This is a genomic window from Agrobacterium bohemicum (genome assembly GCF_001562555.1).
Lineage (GTDB): Bacteria > Pseudomonadota > Alphaproteobacteria > Rhizobiales > Rhizobiaceae > Agrobacterium > Agrobacterium bohemicum.
Window position 1 is genome coordinate 49,746 of record NZ_KQ961031.1, and the last position, 20,543, is coordinate 70,288.

Sequence of the window (20,543 nt, forward strand, 5' to 3'; positions counted from 1 at the left end):
GCTCAATATGGTCCTGTCCGCGAGGCGAACTGCTGGTAGTCGTGCAAGGCGGGATCATCGTTCATTGCGGCGAAAATAGGGGCAAGACGCTCGCTCCAGGCCGTAATGCCCGCCTCATCGGCGATCAAATCCTGCCGCACTTCCAGAAGTGCATGTGGAATGCCTTTGACCATGCAATGGCGATACATGGTGTCACCCTTCAACGCGCCATCATAGGGCTCGTTGTCACCAACGAGAATATCGCCCGCTGCGCGCAAACCATCGATCAGTGGCAGGACGGCGCGATGGTCCGTATCCCACAGAACGGCGGCATGCCATGGACGAGCGGTTTCTTTCCAGAACGGTGTGTAGGAATGCAGCGAAAGCACCAGCGGTGCCTTGCCTGACTGCCCGGCAACTCTATCCAGAACCGATCCGACCGCCTGATGATAGGGACGATGATAGGTGTTCAGGCGCAGATCCCATTCTTCTTTCGTCATGGGATGATTGCCCGCAATGATCGCGCCATCGGAAATTTTCATGACCAGCGTCGGATCGTCCTCGCCGCGATTGGGATCGATCAGCAAACGCGAAAAACGGCTCATCACTGCAGGCACACCAAGCTTGGCAGCGAGCTGTCGCGTCAGGCCTTCGATGCCGATATCGAAGGCGATATGGCGTTGAAAAGCGGCTTGCGGAAGGCCGAGATTACCGTAAATTGGCGGAAGAAGGTTCATGGCATGATCTGCGAGCAGAACCATGCCTTTGTCATAATCGCCTTCTATAATTTCGTATGGCTGGAAGTCTGACATTGTTGATTTCTAGAGCCGATAAGGGAGAGACGCTTGATGCCATGGCTTGATGCCACGCGCAAGTTGGGTTGGCCCAGATGCCGCCACTACTACCGTTCACGATATTCCATACAGATACAATCGATTGAACTTGCGTTGACTTTCTTGGACGTCCGCGCCAAGAAGTGTTCTCATTTTATAACCATGGAATCCGGATGGAAGCCGTGACACAGACATTCTCCGCTAAGCTTCAAAAACACCGACGCGCTATCCGCCTGTTTTGCGCAGCCACCCTCTTCACCTCACCGCTTCTTCTTGCAGAACCGGCATTGGCGGATTTTCGTGTCTGCAACAGCACACAGAACCTTGTGGGCGTCGCCATCGGCTACCGTGCTCAGGGTGGTTGGATCAGCGAAGGCTGGTGGCAGGTTCCGGCCTCCACATGCGCCACCCTGATAGAGGGTGAGTTACAGTCACGCTATTATTATCTCTATGCCGAAGATGCAGCGCGCGGCGGCAGATGGACAGGCGACGTCAACATGTGCGTTGCCGAAAACGAGTTCAAGATCAACGGTGTCGACGATTGTTACGCCCGTAGTTTCCAGCGAATGGGCTTCAAGGAATACGATACGGGCAGACAGGGAAGCTGGATGGTCCAGCTTTCGGACACGCCAGGTACACAGGAAAGTCAGAACTGATGAAGCGTAACCGCAAAGTCAAAATCCTTGCAACTCTCGGTCCTGCGTCGTCCGATGAGGCAATGATCGAGAAGCTCCATCTGGCGGGCGCCGATCTCTTCCGCATCAATATGAGCCATGCCAGCCATGATGTGATGCGCAGCCTCATCCAGCGTATTCGCGCCGTCGAAAGCCGCGTTGGCCGCCCCATCGGCATTCTGGCCGACCTTCAGGGCCCGAAACTGCGTGTCGGCAAATTTGCGGACACCAAGGTCGATCTCGTGGCAGGCCAGACATTCACGCTCGACAACAACGAAGCCCCCGGCGACAACAACCGCGTATTCCTGCCGCATCCCGAAATCCTGGAAGCCGTAAAGCCCGGCGACCGCCTGCTGATCGACGATGGCAAGCTGCATCTGCGCGCTGAAAAATGCGACGGCAAGAGCATCGTCACCACAGTCGTTTCGGGCACCAAGATTTCCGACCGCAAGGGCATCAGCCTGCCCGACACGCTGCTCGGCGTCGGCGTTCTGACCGACAAGGACCGCGTCGATCTCGATGCCGTTCTGGCAACCAACGAAGTCGATTGGGTCGCGCTCTCCTTCGTGCAGCGCCCGGAAGATCTGGTCGAAGTGCGCAAGATCGCCGGTAACCGCGTCGGTTTGATGTCCAAAATCGAAAAGCCGCAGGCTGTCGAGCGCATCGAAGAAATCATTGCGCTGTCCGACGCGCTGATGGTTGCCCGCGGCGACCTCGGCGTAGAAATGCCGCTGGAAGCCGTTCCCGGCATTCAGAAGCAGCTGACACGCGCATGTCGCAAGGCTGGTAAGCCCGTTGTTGTGGCGACACAGATGCTGGAATCGATGATTTCCGCTGCCGTTCCGACGCGCGCCGAAGTATCTGACGTGGCGACCGCCGTGTTCGAAGGTGCCGATGCGATCATGCTGTCTGCCGAATCCGCCTCTGGCGACTATCCGGTCGAAGCCGTTTCCACCATGGCGTCGATTGCCAGCACCGTCGAGCAGGATCCTTACTACTCCAACATCATCTACGCGCAGCGCCCGCAGCCGGAAGCAACCGGTGCCGACGCGATTTCGCTCGCCGCGCGCCAGATTGCTGAAACGCTGGGCCTTACCGCCATCGTCACCTACACATCATCAGGCACGACGGGTCTTCGTGCTGCGCGCGAGCGTCCGCAGGTGCCGATCATCGCCCTGTCGCCGATCGTTCAGACCGCTCGACGCCTCTCCGTCGTATGGGGACTGCACTGCGTCGTCACCGGCGATGCCAGTGACCAGGATGACATGGTCAACCGCGCATGCCGCATCGTTGTGGACGAAGGCTTTGGCCAGCCCGGTAACCGCATCATCATCTCGGCTGGCGTTCCCCTGGGCACCCCCGGCGCAACCAACATGGTCCGCATCGCCTATATCGGCTCTGACGGCCAGAGTGGCGTATAATCAGGAATTTTGAAGCAACGAAAAAGGCGCGGCATAGGCCGCGCCTTTTTTCATTCGTGCGAGAAAGACATCAGTTTTCCTGATATGCAGCGATGATGATGTGGACCTGCGCCTGGCTCATGGCCTGAACCTGCTTGGTGGTGAAAGCGGTGAGGTTGTCGCTGCTGAGGCCTTCAAGCGCGGATGTCGACAATCCGGCAATCGCTGTTTTGTTGATCAGTGCTATTTCGGATGTGCTGAACGTGTTGAGTTCGTCAGCATCCAATGTCGCAACCTGCTTGGAGTTCAGCGCTGCAACCTGCGCCGTGCCCAATGCCTCGATGCCGTCTGCGCTCAATGCCGCAAACTGCTCAGCCGTCAGAGCACTGATCTGCTTTGTGGTCAAAGCGCTGACCTTGATACTATCCAGGCTGGCGATGGTCGCGGTGGAAAGACCGGCGATCTGCTTGGAACTGAGCGCCGAAAACTGCTGCGTTGTCAGCGCATCAAATTGCGTTGGCGTGATTGCCTTCATCTGGTCGGATGACAGGCCTGAAATCTGCGTTGTCGTCAAAGATGCGAACAGCTCATCCGAAAGACCGGCAATCGTTGATGTCGTCAAACCCGTCAGCGTCGCCTTTTTGAGTGACGCTATTTCTTCGGCACTGAAGCTGTTCAGTTCCGCAGCAGACAATGTTGCGGCCTGCTTGGCATTCAACCCGGCAACCTGGCCCTTGGTCAGGGCTTCGATGCTTGCGAGGCTGAGGGCATCGAACTGATTGGTGGACAATGCCATGATCTGTTTGGTTGTGAAGGCCGCCAGGTCGTCGGCATCCAGATTGGCCATCACGCTTGTTGAAAGGCCTACGATCTGTTTTGACGACATGGCTGAAAATTGCGTCGGCGTCAGCGCGTCGAGTTGCGTGGAACTGAGAGCCTGCATTTGCTGCGACGACAGGCTGGCAATCTGTACCGTCGTCAATGCGGCGAGCCGGTCTGTCGAAAGGCCTGCAAGCGCTGTCGTCGTCAGGCCTTTCAGCGCAGTTTTGCTCAACGACGCAATCTCTTCGAGCGTGAAGCTATTGAGTTCGTCCTCGGAAAGTGTCGAAACCTGCTGTGACTTCAGCCCTATGATTTGTTTCGTCGTCAGGCCTTCGATGCTGCTGGAAGTCAAAGCCTCGAACTGCACGCTCGTTAGCGCCGCCACCTGCTTTGTCGACATGGCCGCAACCTGAGACCCCTCGAGATTGGCAATCGCGGCGGTCGAAAGTCCGGCAATCTGCTTTGCCGTCATGGCAGCAAACTGGCTTGGTTCCAGAGCCGCGAGTTGGGCGGAGCTCAGAGCGCCCATCTGGCTGGAAGACAAAGCCGCGACCTGTGTCGCGGTCAAAGCAGCGATTTTATCGGTTGTGAGGCCTGCAATGGCTGCCGTTGTCAGTCCGACAACCGCCGCCTTCTTCAACGATGCGATCTCTTCTGCGGTAAAGCTGTTGAGTTCGTCGGCCGTCAATGTGGCGGCCTGCATGGATTTCAGCCCGGCAACCTGTGTCGTCGTCAAGCCTTCAAGGCTGGTAGAGGTCAAGGCATTGAATTGCTCGGCCGTGAGCGAAGCGATCTGTTTCGTCGTCATGGCGCCGAGCTTTGAGCCGCTAAGAGAAGCGATCACATCGGTGGAGAACCCGGCGATCTGCTTCGTCGTCAGGGCCGAAAACTGGCTTGGTGTCAGTGCCGAAAGCTGCGTCGAGCTCAGTGCCCTCATCTGGTCCGTCGACAACGCTGCTATTTGGACCGTGGTCAGTGACGCGATCTTGTCGGTTGCCAGCCCTGCCATTGCGGCGGTCGACAGCCCTGCGATGGAGGTTTTCTTGATCGATGCAATTTCTTCGTCGGTGAAACTGTTAAGTTCTGCTGCCGATAGCGTTGCGACCTGCTGACTGCTAAAGGCGGAAACCTGTGCGGTGTTCAGGGCCTCGATCAGCGCGCTGGAAAATCCTTCGAGCTGACTTGCGTAGAGATACTTCACCTGCCCCGTGGTCATGCCTGAAACCTGCGTCGTGCCAAGCGCCGTCAGCTGGTTCAACGTCAATCCCGTAATGGATTTCGGTGCGAGAGCACTGACGACCTTCGTGGTCAGCGACGACACGACCGACGTGGTCAACGCACCCACCTGGGCGGAGGTGAACGCCTTTATTTGCGCGGAGCTGAGCTCGCCCAGATCGCTCGCCGTCAGCGAAGCGACGGTAGCCGTCGAAAGCAGAGCGATCTGCCGAGTGGGGAGAGAAGCAATTTCAGAGGCCATGAGCGCGCGATACCATCAATTACTGGTCAAGAACGATCTTTACGCCACGAATCTTGCCCCGACATTGCGACAAAGCATTACCTTCCGGCAAATGCAGCATCGGTCGACACAACAGATGGCGATGGCCGAACCGGCAAGCACCAAAACACGTGACGCAAATAGCGAATTTTCAGGAACATGGTTCGCGAGAACCGGCGCAATGAAGATGCTTCATGCAAGCAGAGATTTAAGAACCTCCACCCCTGCGCCACGAGTAAACTATTGCCTCGTAAAGCTGTAGTATTGCAGGCGGAAATTTTAAGTCACCAACGAATATTACAGAATGAATCGCAGGTTAACAGCGCTGATACTTCACGTCAAGCTCGCCTTAAAGCATTATAGAACAGTTGGCGCAACCAGTGGACGTTTTAACGAAAACCGCCCCGCTATCGTCAAGATAGCGGGGCGGTTTTGAAGTCGTTACGACCAACAGGTGCCTAGCTTAAGGCATCTTGATTGGTGTGCTGAAGCGGCTGGACTCGATGGCCGCAGCACCTGGACGGAAACTTGCGGTCGCCGCAGATGCAGACATGTCGTGGCTGAGCATCCGGTTGTTGACGACGCGTGGCGCCTTGACCGCGCGACCCGTGACACCCTTGTCCTGGCTCAACGCCCAGTCGGAAATTGCTTCCTGCGTCAGTCGACCACCGCTGACCATGGCTTTTTCAGAAACAGCAGCATCCTGCTTGCTGGGGCGTGCACCCTTGGTCGGCAGGCCAGCAGTCAGACCGCTGTTGTTGCCACGCGGCTTCACATCGAATTCATCGCCATACACCTGCTCGTCACGAGCTGCAGTCACTGGATCGGCCTTTGCCATGTGAACAGGCTTGGCGGCAGGCTGAGCAGAAGCGGTGCGGCTGATGGCGGCAGGGAATTGAGCAGCACTCGGCATGGCCGTCGCGGTTATGGCCGAACGAGCGTCCTGACCGCTTTGCTCAAGCGCAGCGACGACAACCGGCGAGAGGCTAGCCTGCTGCGTGTCGGCTTCGTCTTCCTGACCGTCCACATTGGCATTGGCGGAAGCGAGAAGCGCTTCTGCGACAGCTGGGCGATTTGCGGGAACCGGCACATGCGCGGCGAGTAGGTCACCAGGCATATCTTCGGAGCCAAGTGCTGCCGTCATGACAGAGTCGTCGGCATCACCCTTCATGCGGCGCGGTCCAAGCAGCGTCGGCACAGGAATGGAGTATTGCGCCAAATCGGCAAACTGCTGCTCTGCGGGGGCGGCGGCTGGAGTTGGCATGGTTGCGGCTTGAAGCGCGTCCTGAGCAGGGTTGCGGTTTGGCGAATAAAGCGCGGTTGCAAGCCCCGTCTGACCAGCATCATTGCGGAATGCCGGACGCGCAGTTGGCAAAGGTGCATCGGCAACCGCTGGAGCCGGCGTTGCGGATGCAACGGCAACGGCTGCGGCAGGTGCTTCCTCGTCAGCTTCCTGAGCCACCGGTGCTGGAGCCGCAGAGCGGGATGCGGGCTGTGGCGTCACGATGCTTTCGGCATCCTCGTCCTCATCCCCGCCACCAAAGAGTGCGGCCAGCAGCGTCTTGCGCTTGCCACCGGATGACGAACCCGCAGGGCCAGAACCAGCGGTGCTGGCAACCTGAACGGAAGAAGAGCTCACGCGCCTCTTGTAATCGACCATCGCCTGCTCATAACCCGGCAAAGGCTTGCCATCGGCTGGAAGGTGGATGGTATTGCCCTTCGGGAAGATACGAACAAGTTCCTGACGGCTCATGCGCGGCCAGGCACGAACGCTGCCGACATCGAGGTGCACGAAAGGGGAACCGGACGTCGGATAGAAACCAACGCCACCGATCTGCATCTGCATGGCAATTTCACGCAAGCGAGCGAGTTTGACACCAGGGATGTAGAAGTCCATGGCCTTGCCGAGCGTGTGCTGACTGCTCTTGGCAACACCCTTGGTGCGCGAACGCAGCATGCCGTTTGTTTCAGGCGAACGGAACGCAGAAACGACATTGATATAGTCTGTGCCACCGGAGCGACGATAGACTTCCCACACGAGGTCGAAAAGACGCGGGTCCATCTTGGTCGGCTGGTTACGACGCCAGTCACGCAGAAAGCGGTTCAGCTCCTGCAGACCCTTCTGGTCGTACTTGCCGTTTCTCTTGAATGTGATGACGGCTTTTTCTTTGGTGTGGATATAATAGAGCTTGAGACTGCGTGTTTCGGCGGCGGCTTCCGTCGCCGAAATGCCTAAAGCGGGAAGCGCAGCCACCATCAGGCAGACGCATGTCACAACGCGTGCCGACAGCTTCGTGCCGATCTCTTTGATCAAGCCGCGCGCTATCTTGCCCGAGAGCGCGATATTCCGATGCAGATAAGGCAATTTGATCCCCGCCTGGCAGACAATTCGTCACATTGCCCCACATGAACCTCAAATACGGTCACACGATGGCAATTTTGCCACACATGGACATTCATCCTCTATATAGTGAACGCGATACTAACAAGAGGTTTATAGACCGTAAGTGAATATCATTGCCCAGGAGTTAACAAATATCGTATTTGCTAATTTAAGAAGGATACGCCGCGGTTAAGCGGCGTCACGAAGCGGATTATCCGGATCAATGCCATAATCCTTCAACTTGCGGTATAGTGTGGAGCGTCCGATGCCGAGTTTACGGGCAACCTGGCTCATCTGACCGCGATAGAATCGCAGCGCAAATCGGATCAGTTCCTCCTCGATGTCAGATATCTTGCGGACATCTCCAGTGTTATCGGTGCTGGCAATCAGGCTACCGCCCGGAAAGACCGAAGCCGATGAGCGCTCTTCTTCGGTTGTCATCGCTTCCATGACCGACATGATGTCGGCGGCGTTGCTTCTGATATCCGTCGGTGGCGGAGCGACGAGCAGCGAACGCTCCGTCGGGCGATGCGGAGCGTCGTAGTCACCGACGTCACCGGCAAATTCTGGTACCTGAAACGCGATCTGCGGAAAATCCGCTTCTGTCAGCTCGTCGCCTTGCGCAAGAACGACGGAGCGGAACACGGCATTTTCCAGCTGGCGGATATTGCCCGGCCAGTCATAGGCTGTTAGCAGCGCCAAGGCTCCGGCGCTGACGCTCAGCGCATGCGGCAATTTCTGCTCGACGGAAAAGCGTTCGGCGAACACACGCGCAAGATAAGGAATGTCCTCCTTGCGGCGGCGCAATGCCGGAATGGTAATGGGGAAGACGTTGAGGCGATAATAGAGGTCTTCGCGGAAGCGGCCTTCCTTAACCTCTTCGATGAGGTCCTTGTTGGTGGCCGAAATCAGCCGCACATTGACCTTCTGAACCCGGGCCGAACCAACGGTTTCGATTTCACCCTGCTGCACGGCGCGCAAAAGTTTTACCTGCACTTCGAGAGGCAGGTCGCCAATCTCGTCGAGGAACAGCGTGCCGCCATCGGCTTCCATGAATTTGCCGATGTGCTTTTCCGTAGCACCCGTAAAGGCACCCTTTTCATGGCCGAAAAGAATGCTTTCCACCAGATTGTGCGGAATCGCACCGCAATTAACGGTGATGAAAGGCTTGCCCGAACGGTCGCTGCCGGACTGGATGGCGCGCGCAATCATTTCCTTGCCAACGCCGGATTCACCTTCCAGCACGACAGGAATATTGGACTGGGCCGCACGTTGCGCAAGCTCGATGACGCGCAGCATAGCCGGGCTGGCCGAGACGATATCGTTGAAATTGACGGCGTGATTGCGCGAACGTTTGCCCGTGCGGGCTTTCGCCTCGCGCTGGTCCAGCTTCAGAGCATTGGCGATGGCGGAGCCGATGCGTTCCGGCGAAACCGGCTTGACCACGAAATCAAATGCACCCGCGCGCATGGCCTGCACCACGGTATCGATACCGCCCTGCCCCGTCTGCACGATGACAGGCACATCGGTTCCAAGCTCTCCGACAGCCTTGAGGAAGGACAGCCCGTCCATCTCCGGCATCATCAGGTCAAGAACGATAACGCTGATATCGCCACTGTGTTGCTTCAACAGCTCCAGCCCCACCCGGCCGTTTTCAGCAAGGATTGGCTGGTGTCCATAACGCTCCACCGCTTGTTTAAGCAGGCGGCGCTGAACTGGATCATCATCGATAACGAGTACTTGCGCTGTCATGTCAGGCTCCGGTTTCCGGTTTATGGACCCGCTTCATGCAGACCCTTTGAACCGAATGTGACATGGAAGGCTTGAACATCGAGTTTTGAGATTAGCTTGCATTTTATGCATTGCCACGGGAAACAGTGGCTCCCATATGCTTTGCTGCAGAGATAAAGAGGAAACCAAGAATGACCTTCAAGACTTCGATCCCCCTGCCCGCTTTTTCCCCCGCAGAAGCAGCAAGTGCAGCCCTGGGCGATCTCCCGACGTGGAAGCTTTCCGATCTCTATGCATCCGCCGATTCAGCGGAGTATAAGGGCGCACTGGAAAAGGCTGCGATCGATGCAAAGGCATTCGAAGCTAAGTGGAAGGGCAAGCTTGAAGCTGCGGCAAAGCTTTCCGGTAACGAAGGTCTTGGTGCTGCCTTGAAGGAATATGAGGCACTGGACGATCTTCTTGGCCGCATTGGCTCCTTTGCAGGCCTGACATATTTTTCCGACACGTCCAATCCCGCCAACGGCAAGCTTTATGGCGATGCGCAGTCGAAACTGACGGATATGTCGGCGCATCTGCTGTTCTTTGCGCTGGAACTCAACCGCATCGATGATGCGACCATCGACGCCGCCATGGCGAACGATCCGCAGGCCGGTCACTACAAACCGTGGCTCGTAGACCTGCGCAAGGACAAGCCGCACCAGTTGGACGACAAGCTGGAGCAACTGTTTCTCGAAAAATCGATGACCAGTGCCGCCGCTTTCAACCGCTTGTTTGATGAAACCATGACGGATCTGCGCTTCATCGTGGATGGTGAAAGCCTTGCTCTGGAACGCACCCTCAACCTGCTTCAGGAGCCAGACCCGGAAATCCGCAAAAAGGCGGCGGAAGCACTCAGCGCAACCTTCAAGGATAATCTGCGTGTCTTCACGCTGATCACCAACACGCTTGCCAAGGACAAGGAAATTGCCGACCGTTGGCGCAAGTTCGAGGACATTGCCGATAGCCGACATCTGGCCAACCGGGTCGAGCGCGAAGTGGTCGACGCTTTGGCACAGGCCGTGACCGAAGCCTATCCGCGCCTGTCGCATCGTTATTACAAGATGAAGGCCAAATGGCTTGGCATGGAGCAGATGAATTATTGGGACCGCAATGCGCCCCTGCCCGATAGCTCCAACGCCATCATTCCATGGGAAGACGCCAAGGAGACGGTATTATCAGCTTATGGCGATTTCGCGCCTGAGATGGCCGATATCGCCCGCCGCTTTTTCGACGAAGAATGGATCGATGCCCCTGCTCGTCCCGGCAAGGCACCAGGCGCTTTCGCCCACCCAACGGTGCCGTCTGCGCACCCCTACGTGCTGGTCAACTATCTCGGCAAACCACGAGACGTGATGACGCTGGCGCATGAGCTTGGCCACGGCGTGCACCAGGTGCTAGCAGGTGGACAGGGTGCCTTGATGTGCGCAACGCCGCTGACCTTGGCTGAAACAGCATCGGTCTTCGGCGAGATGCTGACCTTCCGCAAGCTGCTGGATGGTACCAATAACAAAGGTGAGCGCAAGGACATGCTGGCCCGCAAGGTGGAGGACATGATCAACACGGTCGTCCGCCAGATTGCATTTTACGAGTTCGAACGCAAAGTGCATACCGCCCGCAAGGAAGGCGAATTGACCGCCGAGCAGATCGGTGCACTGTGGCTTTCCGTTCAACAGGAAAGCCTTGGACCGGCCATCAAGATTTCCGAAGGTTATGAGAACTGGTGGACCTACGTTCCCCACTTCATCCATTCCCCTTTCTACGTCTACGCCTATGCCTTTGGCGATTGCCTCGTCAACTCGCTCTATGCCGTCTATCAGAATGCGGACACAGGCTTTCAGGACAAATATTTCGAGCTCCTGAAGGCTGGCGGTACCAAACACCATTCCGAATTACTGAAGCCCTTCGGTCTCGATGCCACCGACCCGTCCTTCTGGAACAAGGGCCTGTCGATGATCGAAGGCTTGATAGACGAGCTGGAAGGGCTGGACAAAGAGTAGCAAGAAACCGACGAAGCTCCCATTTCGGGCAAGCTTGGTCGGTTTTTATGCCTTACCTAACGTAAACCGCATGACGGACGCAGATCATGAAACGCAAACCGGCCGACCTGACCTTGAGGGAAACCCTGCGATGGGAACCGGATACCGGTTTCCGGCGGCTGGAACAGCATCTGCGCCGTCTGCTGCGCTCTGCCGATGCGCTGGGTTTTCGTGCACCTGCAGACACGGTCAAAGCGCTTAACGCAGCCGTCAGCGGCACCGCACCGCTGACGGTGCGCGTCGTCATGAACTACAAGGGCGAACTCGACATTGCTGCCGAACCCTTTGTTCCCCTGAAAGCCGACGCCATCTGGCGCGTCCGGATCGCGCAAAAGACACGGCTCGATTCTGCCGACACCTTCTACCGCCACAAGTCCTCTCGCCGCGAGCCTTACGATGCAGCACGCGCCGAATTTTCCAGCAAAGAGGCGGATGAGGTTCTGCTTTTGAACGAGCGCGGCGAAATCTGCGAAGGCTCTACCACCAGCATTTTCGTGGAGGGCGCGGAAGGGCAATTGCTGACACCGCCACTCGATAGCGGCATTCTGCCAGGCGTTTTGCGCGCCGATCTCATTCGGGAACGCAAGGCGCGTGGACAGGCACTAAGGCCGGAAGATCTGAAGGGCCGTAAACTGTTTGTGGGCAACTCGCTCCATGGGTTGGTGGCAGCGGAACTGGTTTGAGGTCGATCAAACTGACCATGGCGGGCGTGGCTTACCCCCCTCTGCCCTGCCGGGCATCTCCCCCACAGGTGGGGAGATTGGCAAGACGCACACGTCCAAAACTATCCGCGGCCTTCAATATGGTCGAGAGCTAACCACGAGTCGATCTCCCCCCTTGAGGGGGAGATGTCCGGCAGGACAGAGGGGGGTAAGCCCCACCCACTGAGTCCACCATCTCTCACTCCAACAACCACTCCACCCGCGCGCGGCCCTTTTGCTTGGCCGCGTAAAGCGCGCGATCGGCGCGGTGATAGAGATCACTGCCGCTCTCCCCTGGCTTATACAGCGCAAGACCCGCAGAACAGCTATAGGAAAAATCGTCCACCCCCGGGAAGGGAGCGGAGGCGCTGACCGTCTTTAAAAGGCGCTCCACGATACCCACGCATTCCGCCAGATTGGTGCGCGGCATGATGAGCATGAACTCTTCGCCGCCGACGCGCCCGAAGCAATCGGAACGACGGATCGTGGAATGGGCGATCTTGACGAAATCACGCAAGACCACATCGCCACCCTGATGCCCGAAACGGTCGTTGATGCCCTTGAAGAAATCGATGTCCATCACGCACAGCCCGAACGGGCTTTCGATGCCTTTCTGGACGTTTTCGATCTGGACAGCCAGCTTGGCGAAAACGAAGCGTCGATTGGCCGTTCCCGTCAATTCGTCGGTCTGGGCGGCGCGCAGGGCAATGTCGCGGTCCTGACGCAGGCTGCGCTGGTTTTGCTTGAGCTCGGTGATGTCGCTACCGACGCACAGCATCCAGCCATCTTCCTGCACCGTCTCGGTCATCCATATCCAGCGGCCATCGTGCAAATCCAGTTCCAGCCCACGAAACGGCAGTTTGCCCCGGCGCGATTGTGCCGACAAAAGCCAGGGGTCAAAATCATCGGTCGTGATGATCAGGCCTTTTTTATCGTGATAATTCGCCCGCAACAGTTCGCCCCAGGTCGGAAAGACGTCGCTCTTTACGTTGAAGGCTTCACGAAAGGCACGGTTCGCGTGGCGTAGTCTGTCGTCCGTATCATAAAGAGCAATAAAAACAGGCGTCATATCCTGGAGCGCGATGACGCGCTCGATCAGACTATCCAAATTGGCAGTCTCCTGACGCACAATGATTGCCCCCTCTGGGAAACTGAAAATACCTATGCCCATCCCCATTATAGTGGCTGGGCGGGAAATGCGTAGTACCAAGCTATATCGATGATTTCATAAAAACCGGGGTTGATCGGTTTACCTTTCTCACAGTCTTCATACGCCCGTCATCCGGCTACCCTTTATTGTTACAGACTAATCATCTAGCTTAGACGTTGCATTTAAAGAGGAAATTCAGAATGACGGATGTTGAGCACCCGATTTACGGCGAAATTACCGGTCCCATCATCATGATCGGTTTCGGCTCGATCGGGCGCGGCACGCTTCCGTTGATCGAGCGACATTTCAAATTCGATATGTCCCGACTTGTTGTCATCGACCCACGAGAAGATATCGCGGACTATCTGCAAAGCCGCAACATCCAGCATATACGCGCACATCTAACCAAGGAAAATTACAAGGATGTGATGAAGCCTCTGGTTAAAGGCGTCGAAGGCCAAGGCTTCTGCGTCAACCTTTCGGTCGACGCCTCCTCCGTCGAACTGATGAAGCTCTGCCGTAAATACGGCATGCTCTACATCGACACGGTGGTGGAGCCCTGGCCCGGTTTTTACTTCGATACCGACGCCGACAACTCCGCACGAACGAACTATACGCTGCGCGAAACGATGCTGAAGGAAAAGGCCAAGCGCCCCGGCGGCACGACGGCGGTTTCCACCTGCGGCGCCAATCCCGGCATGGTTTCATGGTTCGTCAAACAGGCGCTGGTCAATCTGGCACACGACACAGGCCTTGAATTTGAAGAACCCGCAGCCGATGACCGCGAGGGCTGGGCGCGGCTGATGCAGACACTCGGCGTCAAGGGCGTCCACATTGCCGAGCGCGATACGCAACGCGCCAAGGAGCCGAAGCCCTTCAACACCTTCTGGAACACATGGTCCGTCGAAGGCTTCATCGCCGAAGGCATGCAGCCAGCCGAACTCGGCTGGGGCAGCCACGAGAAGTGGATGCCGAAAAACGCAAAGAAACAGAAAAAAGGCCGCAAGGCCGCCATTTTTCTCGACCAGCCCGGTGCCACCACCCGCGTGCGCACGTGGTGCCCCACGCTTGGAGCCCAATACGGCCTGCTGGTGACGCATAATGAAGCGATTTCGATTTCCGACTATTTCACCGTGCGCGACAAGCGCGGCAATATCGATTTCCGCCCGACCTGCCACTATGCCTATCACCCGTGCAACGACGCCGTGCTGTCGCTATATGAAATGTTCGGAAATGGCGGCAACGCCCAACCCGTGCAGCACGTGCTGACGGAAGACGAGTTGATCGACGGTTCGGATGAACTCGGTGTTCTCCTCTACGGCCATGAAAAGAATGCCTATTGGTATGGTTCGCGCCTGACCTTGGAAGAAGCGCGCAAGCTTGCCCCCAACCAGAATGCAACTGGCCTCCAGGTCTCTTCGGCTGTGCTTTCAGGCATGGTCTGGGCGCTGGAAAACCCGCAGGCCGGCATTGTCGAGGCTGATGAGGTGGATTATCGCCGCTGCCTCAACATCCAGCGACGCTACCTCGGCGCAGTGGAAGGTCACTACACGGACTGGACACCGCTGGATGGCCGGCCGGGCCTTTTCCCCGATGATATCGACAAGGACGATGCATGGCAGTTTCGCAACATTCTCGTGCGCGGCTGAATGGACCGAGAGGTTGGAAGTGACGCAGCGCGGCATTTGAAGGATTGCGACGCTGCCTAGTGCAGTTTTGCAACGCTGCCGATTTTGTCGAGACTGCCGGGAACCGGTGCATAGCGGGCTTCGTTCGCTTGCAATAAAGTCAACTTCCATCCATGATCTTTTCAACGGGATCGACAAGCATCGCAGGAGACGAAAGAGATGAATTTCAAGACAGGCGCAGCCTTGGTTCTGGCCGCAATTGCCGCCTCTTCATGCGCTCCTAACGCGCCATCCCCGCGCCCCATGGCATCCGCCATGCCACAGGGACCAGCCGTTGACGGTCGCTGGGTTGATAAGAACGGCATCGTCTCTACGTTCCAGGCTGGTGCCTTCTCCACCCGTTCTACCGACAGCAATACCCTGCTCGCATCCGGCACCTACGTCACGCTCTCACCAACACTTTATGAGATCAACATGACCTCGCTGGTGCGCAACACCCAGTCGCGTGTCAATTGCGCGCTCATTTCACGTGCGCAGCTGAACTGCACGACCGACACGAACGGTCAGTTCACACTGACGCGTCAGGGCTGATCGCTCTCAGTCCTCTCCATGTTTAATTTCAACGCGCGCGTGTAGCGCGCGTTTTTATTTGTGCGACCCTGTCATATTTCTACTTGCAGCAGATGACTTGAGGTGAAAACATCACCTTTGAACGGCTGACACATATTCAGACTAGCTATGATGGCAGGGACGAGCCCTTCAGCTTTTTGCTTAACAGGAGAGACAGAACGATGAACAGGATTTTGAGATTTGGCCTGATGACCGCATCGGTCGTTGCACTTTCCGCCGGCGCGGCCTTTGCCGATTACCAACTCAATATTCTCCACATCAACGATCTGCATTCGCGCATCGAGGCGATCAACAAATCCGACTCCACCTGCTCCGCAGCAGAAGCCGACAAAAAGGAATGCTTTGGGGGTATCGCGCGTGTGAAAAGCGCCATCGACGCTCGCCGCACCGAGCTTGGCGCCAATGCCAACATTCTCGTGCTGGATGCCGGTGACCAGTTCCAGGGTTCCCTGTTTTACACACAGTACAAGAGCGGCCCCGTTGCCGAATTCATGAACGGCATCGGCTTTGATGCCATGGCCATTGGCAACCACGAGTTCGATGATGGTCCGGCAGAACTGCTGAAACTCATCAATGCCGTGAAATTCCCCATTATCTCCGGCAACACCAAGATTGCCGATGGTTCAGAGCTGAAGGACAAGTTCAAGGGCTACATCGTCAAGGACATGGGCGGCCAGAAGGTTGCTGTCGTTTCCGTGCTGGCCACAGACACAAACGAAACCTCCTCCCCCGGCGACAAGGTGACGTTTGAAAACGAGATCGAGTACCTCAAGGGTGCCGTCAAGGAAATCCAGGATCAGGGCGTCAACAAGATCGTGCTTCTTTCGCATGTTGGCTACGTCAAGGATCAGGACATCGCACGCTCGGTGGATGGTATCGACGTCATCGTCGGCGGCCACAGCCACACGCTGCTCTCCAGCACCGATCCCAAAGCAGCAGGTCCCTACCCTACGCTTGTCAAAGACCCCTCCGGCGTCGAAGTGCCGATCGTGACGGCCTATGCCTACTCCAAATATCTCGGCGACCTGACGGTCACCTTTGACGATAACGGCGTCGTCAAATCCACCAGCGGCGCACCAAAGCTGCTGGACGCATCTGTCACGCCTGACGAAGCCTTCACCAAGCGCGTGACCGAACTGGCCGCTCCGCTCGAAGAGATGAAGCAGAAAGAAATCGGCACCAGCGAAGCCGCCATCGACGGCTCTCGTGAAGTTTGCCGCGCTAAGGAATGCACTATGGGCAACCTGGTGTCCGACGCGCTGCTCGACCGCGTGAAGGATCAGGGCATCACCATCGCCATCCAGAATGGCGGCGGCTTGCGCGCTTCCATCGATGCCGGTCCTGTGACCATGGGCGAAGTGCTGACTGTTCTGCCATTCCAGAACTCCGTTGCCACCTTCCAGATCAAGGGCGTAGATCTGCTTGCCGCTCTTGAAAATGGCGCGGGCCAGATCGAGGAAGGCGCGGGCCGCTTCGTGCAGACCGCAGGTCTGAAATACAGTTTCGACCGTTCCAAGCCAGCCGGCAGCCGCATCGTCTCCGTCGAGGTCAAGGAAGGCGATGCCTTCGTCAAGCTCGACCCTGAAAAGACCTATGGCGTGGTGACGAACAACTACACCCGCACCGGCGGTGATGGCTTCAAGACCTTCGCCACCAAGGCCATCAACCCATATGACTTCGGACCAAGCCTTGAAGACGCGGTTGCCGCCTATATCGGTGCTCACAGCCCTTACAAGCCCTACACCGATGGCCGCGTAATGGACGTAACACCAGCCGACTACGTAGCGCCGCCGAAGGAAGCCGCAAAGCCCACCACCCCTGCTCCAGCAACAACCGCACAGGCACCCGCTGCAACCACTCCGGCCCCGGCAGCGCCTGCTCCAATGGCCACTGCTCCGGCAGCACCGGCACCTGCCGCCAGCACCACAACGGCTTCATCAGCTGTGAAATACGTCGTTGCACGTGGTGACTCGCTGTGGAAAATCGCCGCTGAAAAATACGGTAATGGCGCAGAGTGGAAGAAGATCGCCGAAGCCAACGCGCTGAAGCGTCCAAACCATATCGAGATCGGTGAAGAGCTGAACGTACCTGCAAACTGATCGTAGGGCGCCTGATAAAACGAGCCGGCTCGCACATGCGGGCCGGCTTTTTCTTTGCGGATTTGGGCCATGCGTCCTTTGGACACGGCAAAAGGGCCCCAAGCCGTTGAAATGTCAGGCCGTGACCAACAGAAATCAATTCAGATTGCGGGCTGGATGCTTTACAAGATGATCCAAGGCCAAGACCAAGCCGTATGGCTTGTTACGCAATGCAGGTTCAGGACGTTTTTATGCTCGCAGATACCTCTACACTTCCCGCAAATCACCTCCCGGCAGACCACCCGAAGGTTGCCTTCGGCAAGGTCGGCGTCCTCCTGGTCAATCTCGGCACGCCAGATGGAACCGACTATAAATCCATGCGCCGCTACCTCGCCGAGTTTTTGAGCGACAAGCGCGTCATCGAGTGGTCACGCCTGTTCTGGTATCCGATCCTCTACGGCATCGTGCTGAACAAGCGTCCGCAGAAAGTCGGCAAAGCCTACCAGTCGATCTGGAACAACGAGCTCAACGAAAGCTACTTGCGCACCTACACGCGCAATCAGGGTGATCTTCTCGGACAAGCCTTGAAGGATTTGCCCAATGTCGTGGTCGATTGGGGCATGCGCTATGGCACACCCAGCATCGCCCAGCGTATCGATGCACTGAAAGATCAGGGCTGCGAGAAAATCCTCTTGTTTCCGCTCTACCCGCAATATGCGGCAGCCACGACTGCTACCGTCAACGACAAGGCGTTCGAGCACCTGATGAAACAGCGGTGGCAGCCAGCGCTGCGTACCGTGCCGCCTTACCACGATGACGAAACCTATATCGATGCACTCGCCAACTCCGTCACATCGCATCTGGCGACGCTGGACTGGGAGCCTGAAAAGATCATCGCTTCCTTCCACGGCATCCCACAATCCTATTTCAAAAAGGGCGATCCCTATCATTGCCAATGCATGAAGACGGGACGCCTGCTGCGCGAAAGACTGGGCCTCGGCAAGGACCGCTTCCTCATCACCTTCCAGTCCCGCTTTGGCCCGGAAGAATGGTTGCAGCCCTACACCGACAAGACCGTCGAGCGGCTGGCAACCGAAGGCGTCAAGCGCATTGCGGTGATGAATCCCGGCTTTGTGTCCGACTGTCTGGAAACGCTGGAAGAAATCGCCGAAGAAGCGGCCGAAAGCTTTCACCACAACGGCGGCGAGAAATTTTCACATATTCCTTGCCTGAACGACAGCGCCGAGGGTATGAGAGTTCTCGAAAAAGTTGTACGTCGGGAGTTGCAGGGCTGGGTATGAACCAGCCTTTAAACCCGCGTTTTAGTATTGGGAGAATGCCGTGATGGATCTGAGTGGTTTCGATATCGTCGTGATTGTGGCGGTCGGCCTGGTTATTCTGACGCTCTTTGCGGGCATCAAGACAGTACCACAGGGCTATCGCTACACGGTGGAGCGCTTCGGTCGCTATACCCGCACGATGGAACCCGGTCTTAACATCCTCACGCCCTATATCGAGCGCGTCGGCGCGCGCCTGAACGTGATGGAACAGGTGCTGGATATCCCGACGCAGGAAGTCATCACCAAGGATAATGCCAGCGTCTCGGCAGATGCCGTTGCCTTCTATCAGGTGCTGAACGCCGCGCAGGCAGCTTACCAGATCACCAATCTGCAATTTGCCATCCAGAACCTGACCATGACCAACATCCGCTCGGTCATGGGCTCTATGGATCTGGACGAGCTTCTGTCCAACCGTGATGCCATCAACGACCGCCTGTTGCGCGTGGTCGATGAAGCCGTCGGCCCATGGGGCATCAAGGTAACCCGCATCGAGATCAAGGACATCGCACCGCCGAAAGACCTTGTGGATTCCATGGCCCGCCAGATGAAGGCAGAGCGCGAAAAGCGCGCACAGGTCCTGGAGGCAGAAGGTTCGCGAAACGCACAGATCCTGCGTGCCGAAGGTGCCAAGCAGTCCGCCATTCTCGAGGCAGAAGGCCAGCGCGAAGCAGCTTTCCGTGATGCCGAAGCGCGCGAACGTCTGGCCGAGGCCGAAGCCAACGCCACGCGCATGGTTTCTGAAGCCATTGCAGCCGGTGACATTCACGCCATCAACTACTTCATCGCGCAGAAATACACCGAAGCCATGGCCGCAATCGGCACCGCTAAGAACTCCAAGATCGTGCTGATGCCGATGGAAGCCTCGGCGCTGATCGGTTCGCTCGGCGGCATCGGTGCCATTGCCAAGGAAGTGTTCGGCAAGAACAGCGATGGTGCGGCAGCACCTGATACACCTGCGCCAGCAAGACAGCGCAGCTCCATTCCACCCTCTTCCAGTCGTCCAACAGGCCAGACCATCAACGTGACCATCCCCAACAATCCGTTCGGCCCGTCCTCGGAGAGATGAGATGATCGCGAGCCTCGTCACCGATCTAGGCCCATGGAGTTGGTGGATACTCGCCGCCGTTCTGCTCGCTGCGGAGCTTCTGGCCCCCGGTGTGTTCCTGATCTGGATCGGTGCCGCAGCCCTCGTGGTGGGTGCCATATCGCTGGCTCTGTGGGGCACCGCCGTGTGGAGCTGGCACGTCCAGCTTCTGCTGTTTGCGGTGCTATCCGTCGCATTCGCCCTGCTGGGCCGCCGTTACTACCACAATAATCGCAACTCCACCGACGAGCCTTTCCTCAACCAGCGCGAAGCCAGCCTCATCGGCAGGACAGCGACCCTTGAGGAGCCGATCACCGAAGGCCGCGGCCGGATCAGACTGGATGACACATGGTGGTCGGTCCAGGGCGAAGACATGCCCGCTGGTACACGCGTGCGCATAGCGTCGGCACACGGTCGTACCCTGACTGTCGAGAATATAGGCAGCTAACGTCTGTCATAGGTATCGAACGCGCGAAACCCCACCGTTTTCTCATTCCTGCTGGTGGCAACATGCGGCTGACGCATCACTTGTCTTCCTGA

Annotated in this window: 14 protein-coding genes and 2 pseudogenes; 10 read left to right on the top strand and 6 right to left on the bottom strand. The window is 57.3% G+C overall.

What is annotated here, in order from left to right; all coding sequences use genetic code 11:
• Positions 1-2: 2 nt before the first annotated feature.
• Positions 3-791 carry an N-formylglutamate amidohydrolase gene (locus ATO67_RS15025; protein WP_067650858.1) on the bottom strand — a complete coding sequence of 263 codons (789 nt, stop codon included), beginning with the start codon at positions 789-791 and terminating at the stop codon, positions 3-5.
• 194 nt (positions 792-985) lie between these two features.
• Here ATO67_RS15025 and ATO67_RS15030 point away from each other — a divergent pair, with 194 nt between their 5' ends.
• The gene (locus ATO67_RS15030) at positions 986-1,468 is read left to right on the top strand and encodes a DUF1036 domain-containing protein (RefSeq protein ID WP_067650861.1); all 483 of its coding nucleotides are present in this window, start codon (positions 986-988) and stop codon (positions 1,466-1,468) included.
• Positions 1,468-2,907 carry a pyruvate kinase gene (pyk, locus tag ATO67_RS15035; RefSeq protein ID WP_067650864.1) on the top strand — a complete coding sequence of 480 codons (1,440 nt, stop codon included), beginning with the start codon at positions 1,468-1,470 and terminating at the stop codon, positions 2,905-2,907. The genes ATO67_RS15030 and pyk overlap by 1 nt, the downstream gene beginning before the upstream one ends.
• Before the next feature lie 70 nt (positions 2,908-2,977).
• Here the strand turns inward: pyk and ATO67_RS15040 are convergent, their stop codons facing one another.
• The 4 genes and pseudogenes from ATO67_RS15040 to ATO67_RS15050 form a co-directional block, all read right to left on the bottom strand.
• Positions 2,978-5,185 carry a hypothetical protein gene (locus ATO67_RS15040; RefSeq protein ID WP_067650867.1) on the bottom strand — a complete coding sequence of 736 codons (2,208 nt, stop codon included), beginning with the start codon at positions 5,183-5,185 and terminating at the stop codon, positions 2,978-2,980.
• A gap of 481 nt (positions 5,186-5,666) precedes the next feature.
• Positions 5,667-7,568 carry a peptidoglycan L,D-endopeptidase MepK gene (locus ATO67_RS15045; RefSeq protein ID WP_067650870.1) on the bottom strand — a complete coding sequence of 634 codons (1,902 nt, stop codon included), beginning with the start codon at positions 7,566-7,568 and terminating at the stop codon, positions 5,667-5,669.
• A gap of 207 nt (positions 7,569-7,775) precedes the next feature.
• Positions 7,776-7,976: pseudogene (locus tag ATO67_RS23885) on the bottom strand (helix-turn-helix domain-containing protein); the annotation flags it as partial.
• Between the two features lie 173 nt (positions 7,977-8,149).
• Positions 8,150-9,338: pseudogene (locus ATO67_RS15050) on the bottom strand (sigma-54-dependent transcriptional regulator); the annotation flags it as partial.
• 170 nt (positions 9,339-9,508) lie between these two features.
• On the opposite strand from ATO67_RS15050, the gene ATO67_RS15055 reads away from it, so the two are divergent.
• Both ATO67_RS15055 and ATO67_RS15060 read left to right on the top strand, forming a co-directional pair.
• On the top strand, positions 9,509-11,353 hold the full coding sequence (locus ATO67_RS15055) for a M3 family oligoendopeptidase (protein ID WP_067650876.1): 1,845 nt from the start codon (positions 9,509-9,511) through the stop codon (positions 11,351-11,353).
• An 86-nt stretch (positions 11,354-11,439) separates the two neighbouring features.
• Entirely contained in the window at positions 11,440-12,075 is a 636-nt protein-coding gene (locus ATO67_RS15060; protein WP_067650879.1) for an aminotransferase class IV family protein, read from the top strand.
• Between the two features lie 217 nt (positions 12,076-12,292).
• Here the strand turns inward: ATO67_RS15060 and ATO67_RS15065 are convergent, their stop codons facing one another.
• Positions 12,293-13,201, bottom strand: a complete 909-nt coding sequence (locus ATO67_RS15065) for a sensor domain-containing diguanylate cyclase (RefSeq protein ID WP_067650883.1) — start codon at positions 13,199-13,201, stop codon at positions 12,293-12,295.
• 242 nt (positions 13,202-13,443) lie between these two features.
• Here ATO67_RS15065 and ATO67_RS15070 point away from each other — a divergent pair, with 242 nt between their 5' ends.
• From ATO67_RS15070 to ATO67_RS15095, 6 genes are all read left to right on the top strand, one after another.
• On the top strand, positions 13,444-14,892 hold the full coding sequence (locus ATO67_RS15070) for a homospermidine synthase (protein ID WP_067650886.1): 1,449 nt from the start codon (positions 13,444-13,446) through the stop codon (positions 14,890-14,892).
• Between the two features lie 198 nt (positions 14,893-15,090).
• Positions 15,091-15,462 carry an outer membrane lipoprotein Omp10 gene (gene omp10 / locus ATO67_RS15075; RefSeq protein WP_067650889.1) on the top strand — a complete coding sequence of 124 codons (372 nt, stop codon included), beginning with the start codon at positions 15,091-15,093 and terminating at the stop codon, positions 15,460-15,462.
• A 200-nt stretch (positions 15,463-15,662) separates the two neighbouring features.
• Positions 15,663-17,600: a 5'-nucleotidase C-terminal domain-containing protein gene (locus ATO67_RS15080; protein ID WP_067650893.1), complete on the top strand. Its 1,938-nt coding sequence runs from the start codon at positions 15,663-15,665 to the stop codon at positions 17,598-17,600.
• A gap of 230 nt (positions 17,601-17,830) precedes the next feature.
• Complete coding sequence (hemH, locus tag ATO67_RS15085; protein WP_067651376.1) at positions 17,831-18,880, top strand: ferrochelatase; 1,050 nt, start codon at positions 17,831-17,833, stop codon at positions 18,878-18,880.
• A gap of 43 nt (positions 18,881-18,923) precedes the next feature.
• Positions 18,924-19,985, top strand: coding sequence for an SPFH domain-containing protein (locus ATO67_RS15090; protein WP_067650896.1), 1,062 nt, complete (start codon positions 18,924-18,926; stop codon positions 19,983-19,985).
• A gap of 1 nt (position 19,986) precedes the next feature.
• Positions 19,987-20,451: an NfeD family protein gene (locus ATO67_RS15095; RefSeq protein ID WP_067650899.1), complete on the top strand. Its 465-nt coding sequence runs from the start codon at positions 19,987-19,989 to the stop codon at positions 20,449-20,451.
• The last annotated feature ends 92 nt before the right edge of the window (positions 20,452-20,543 follow it).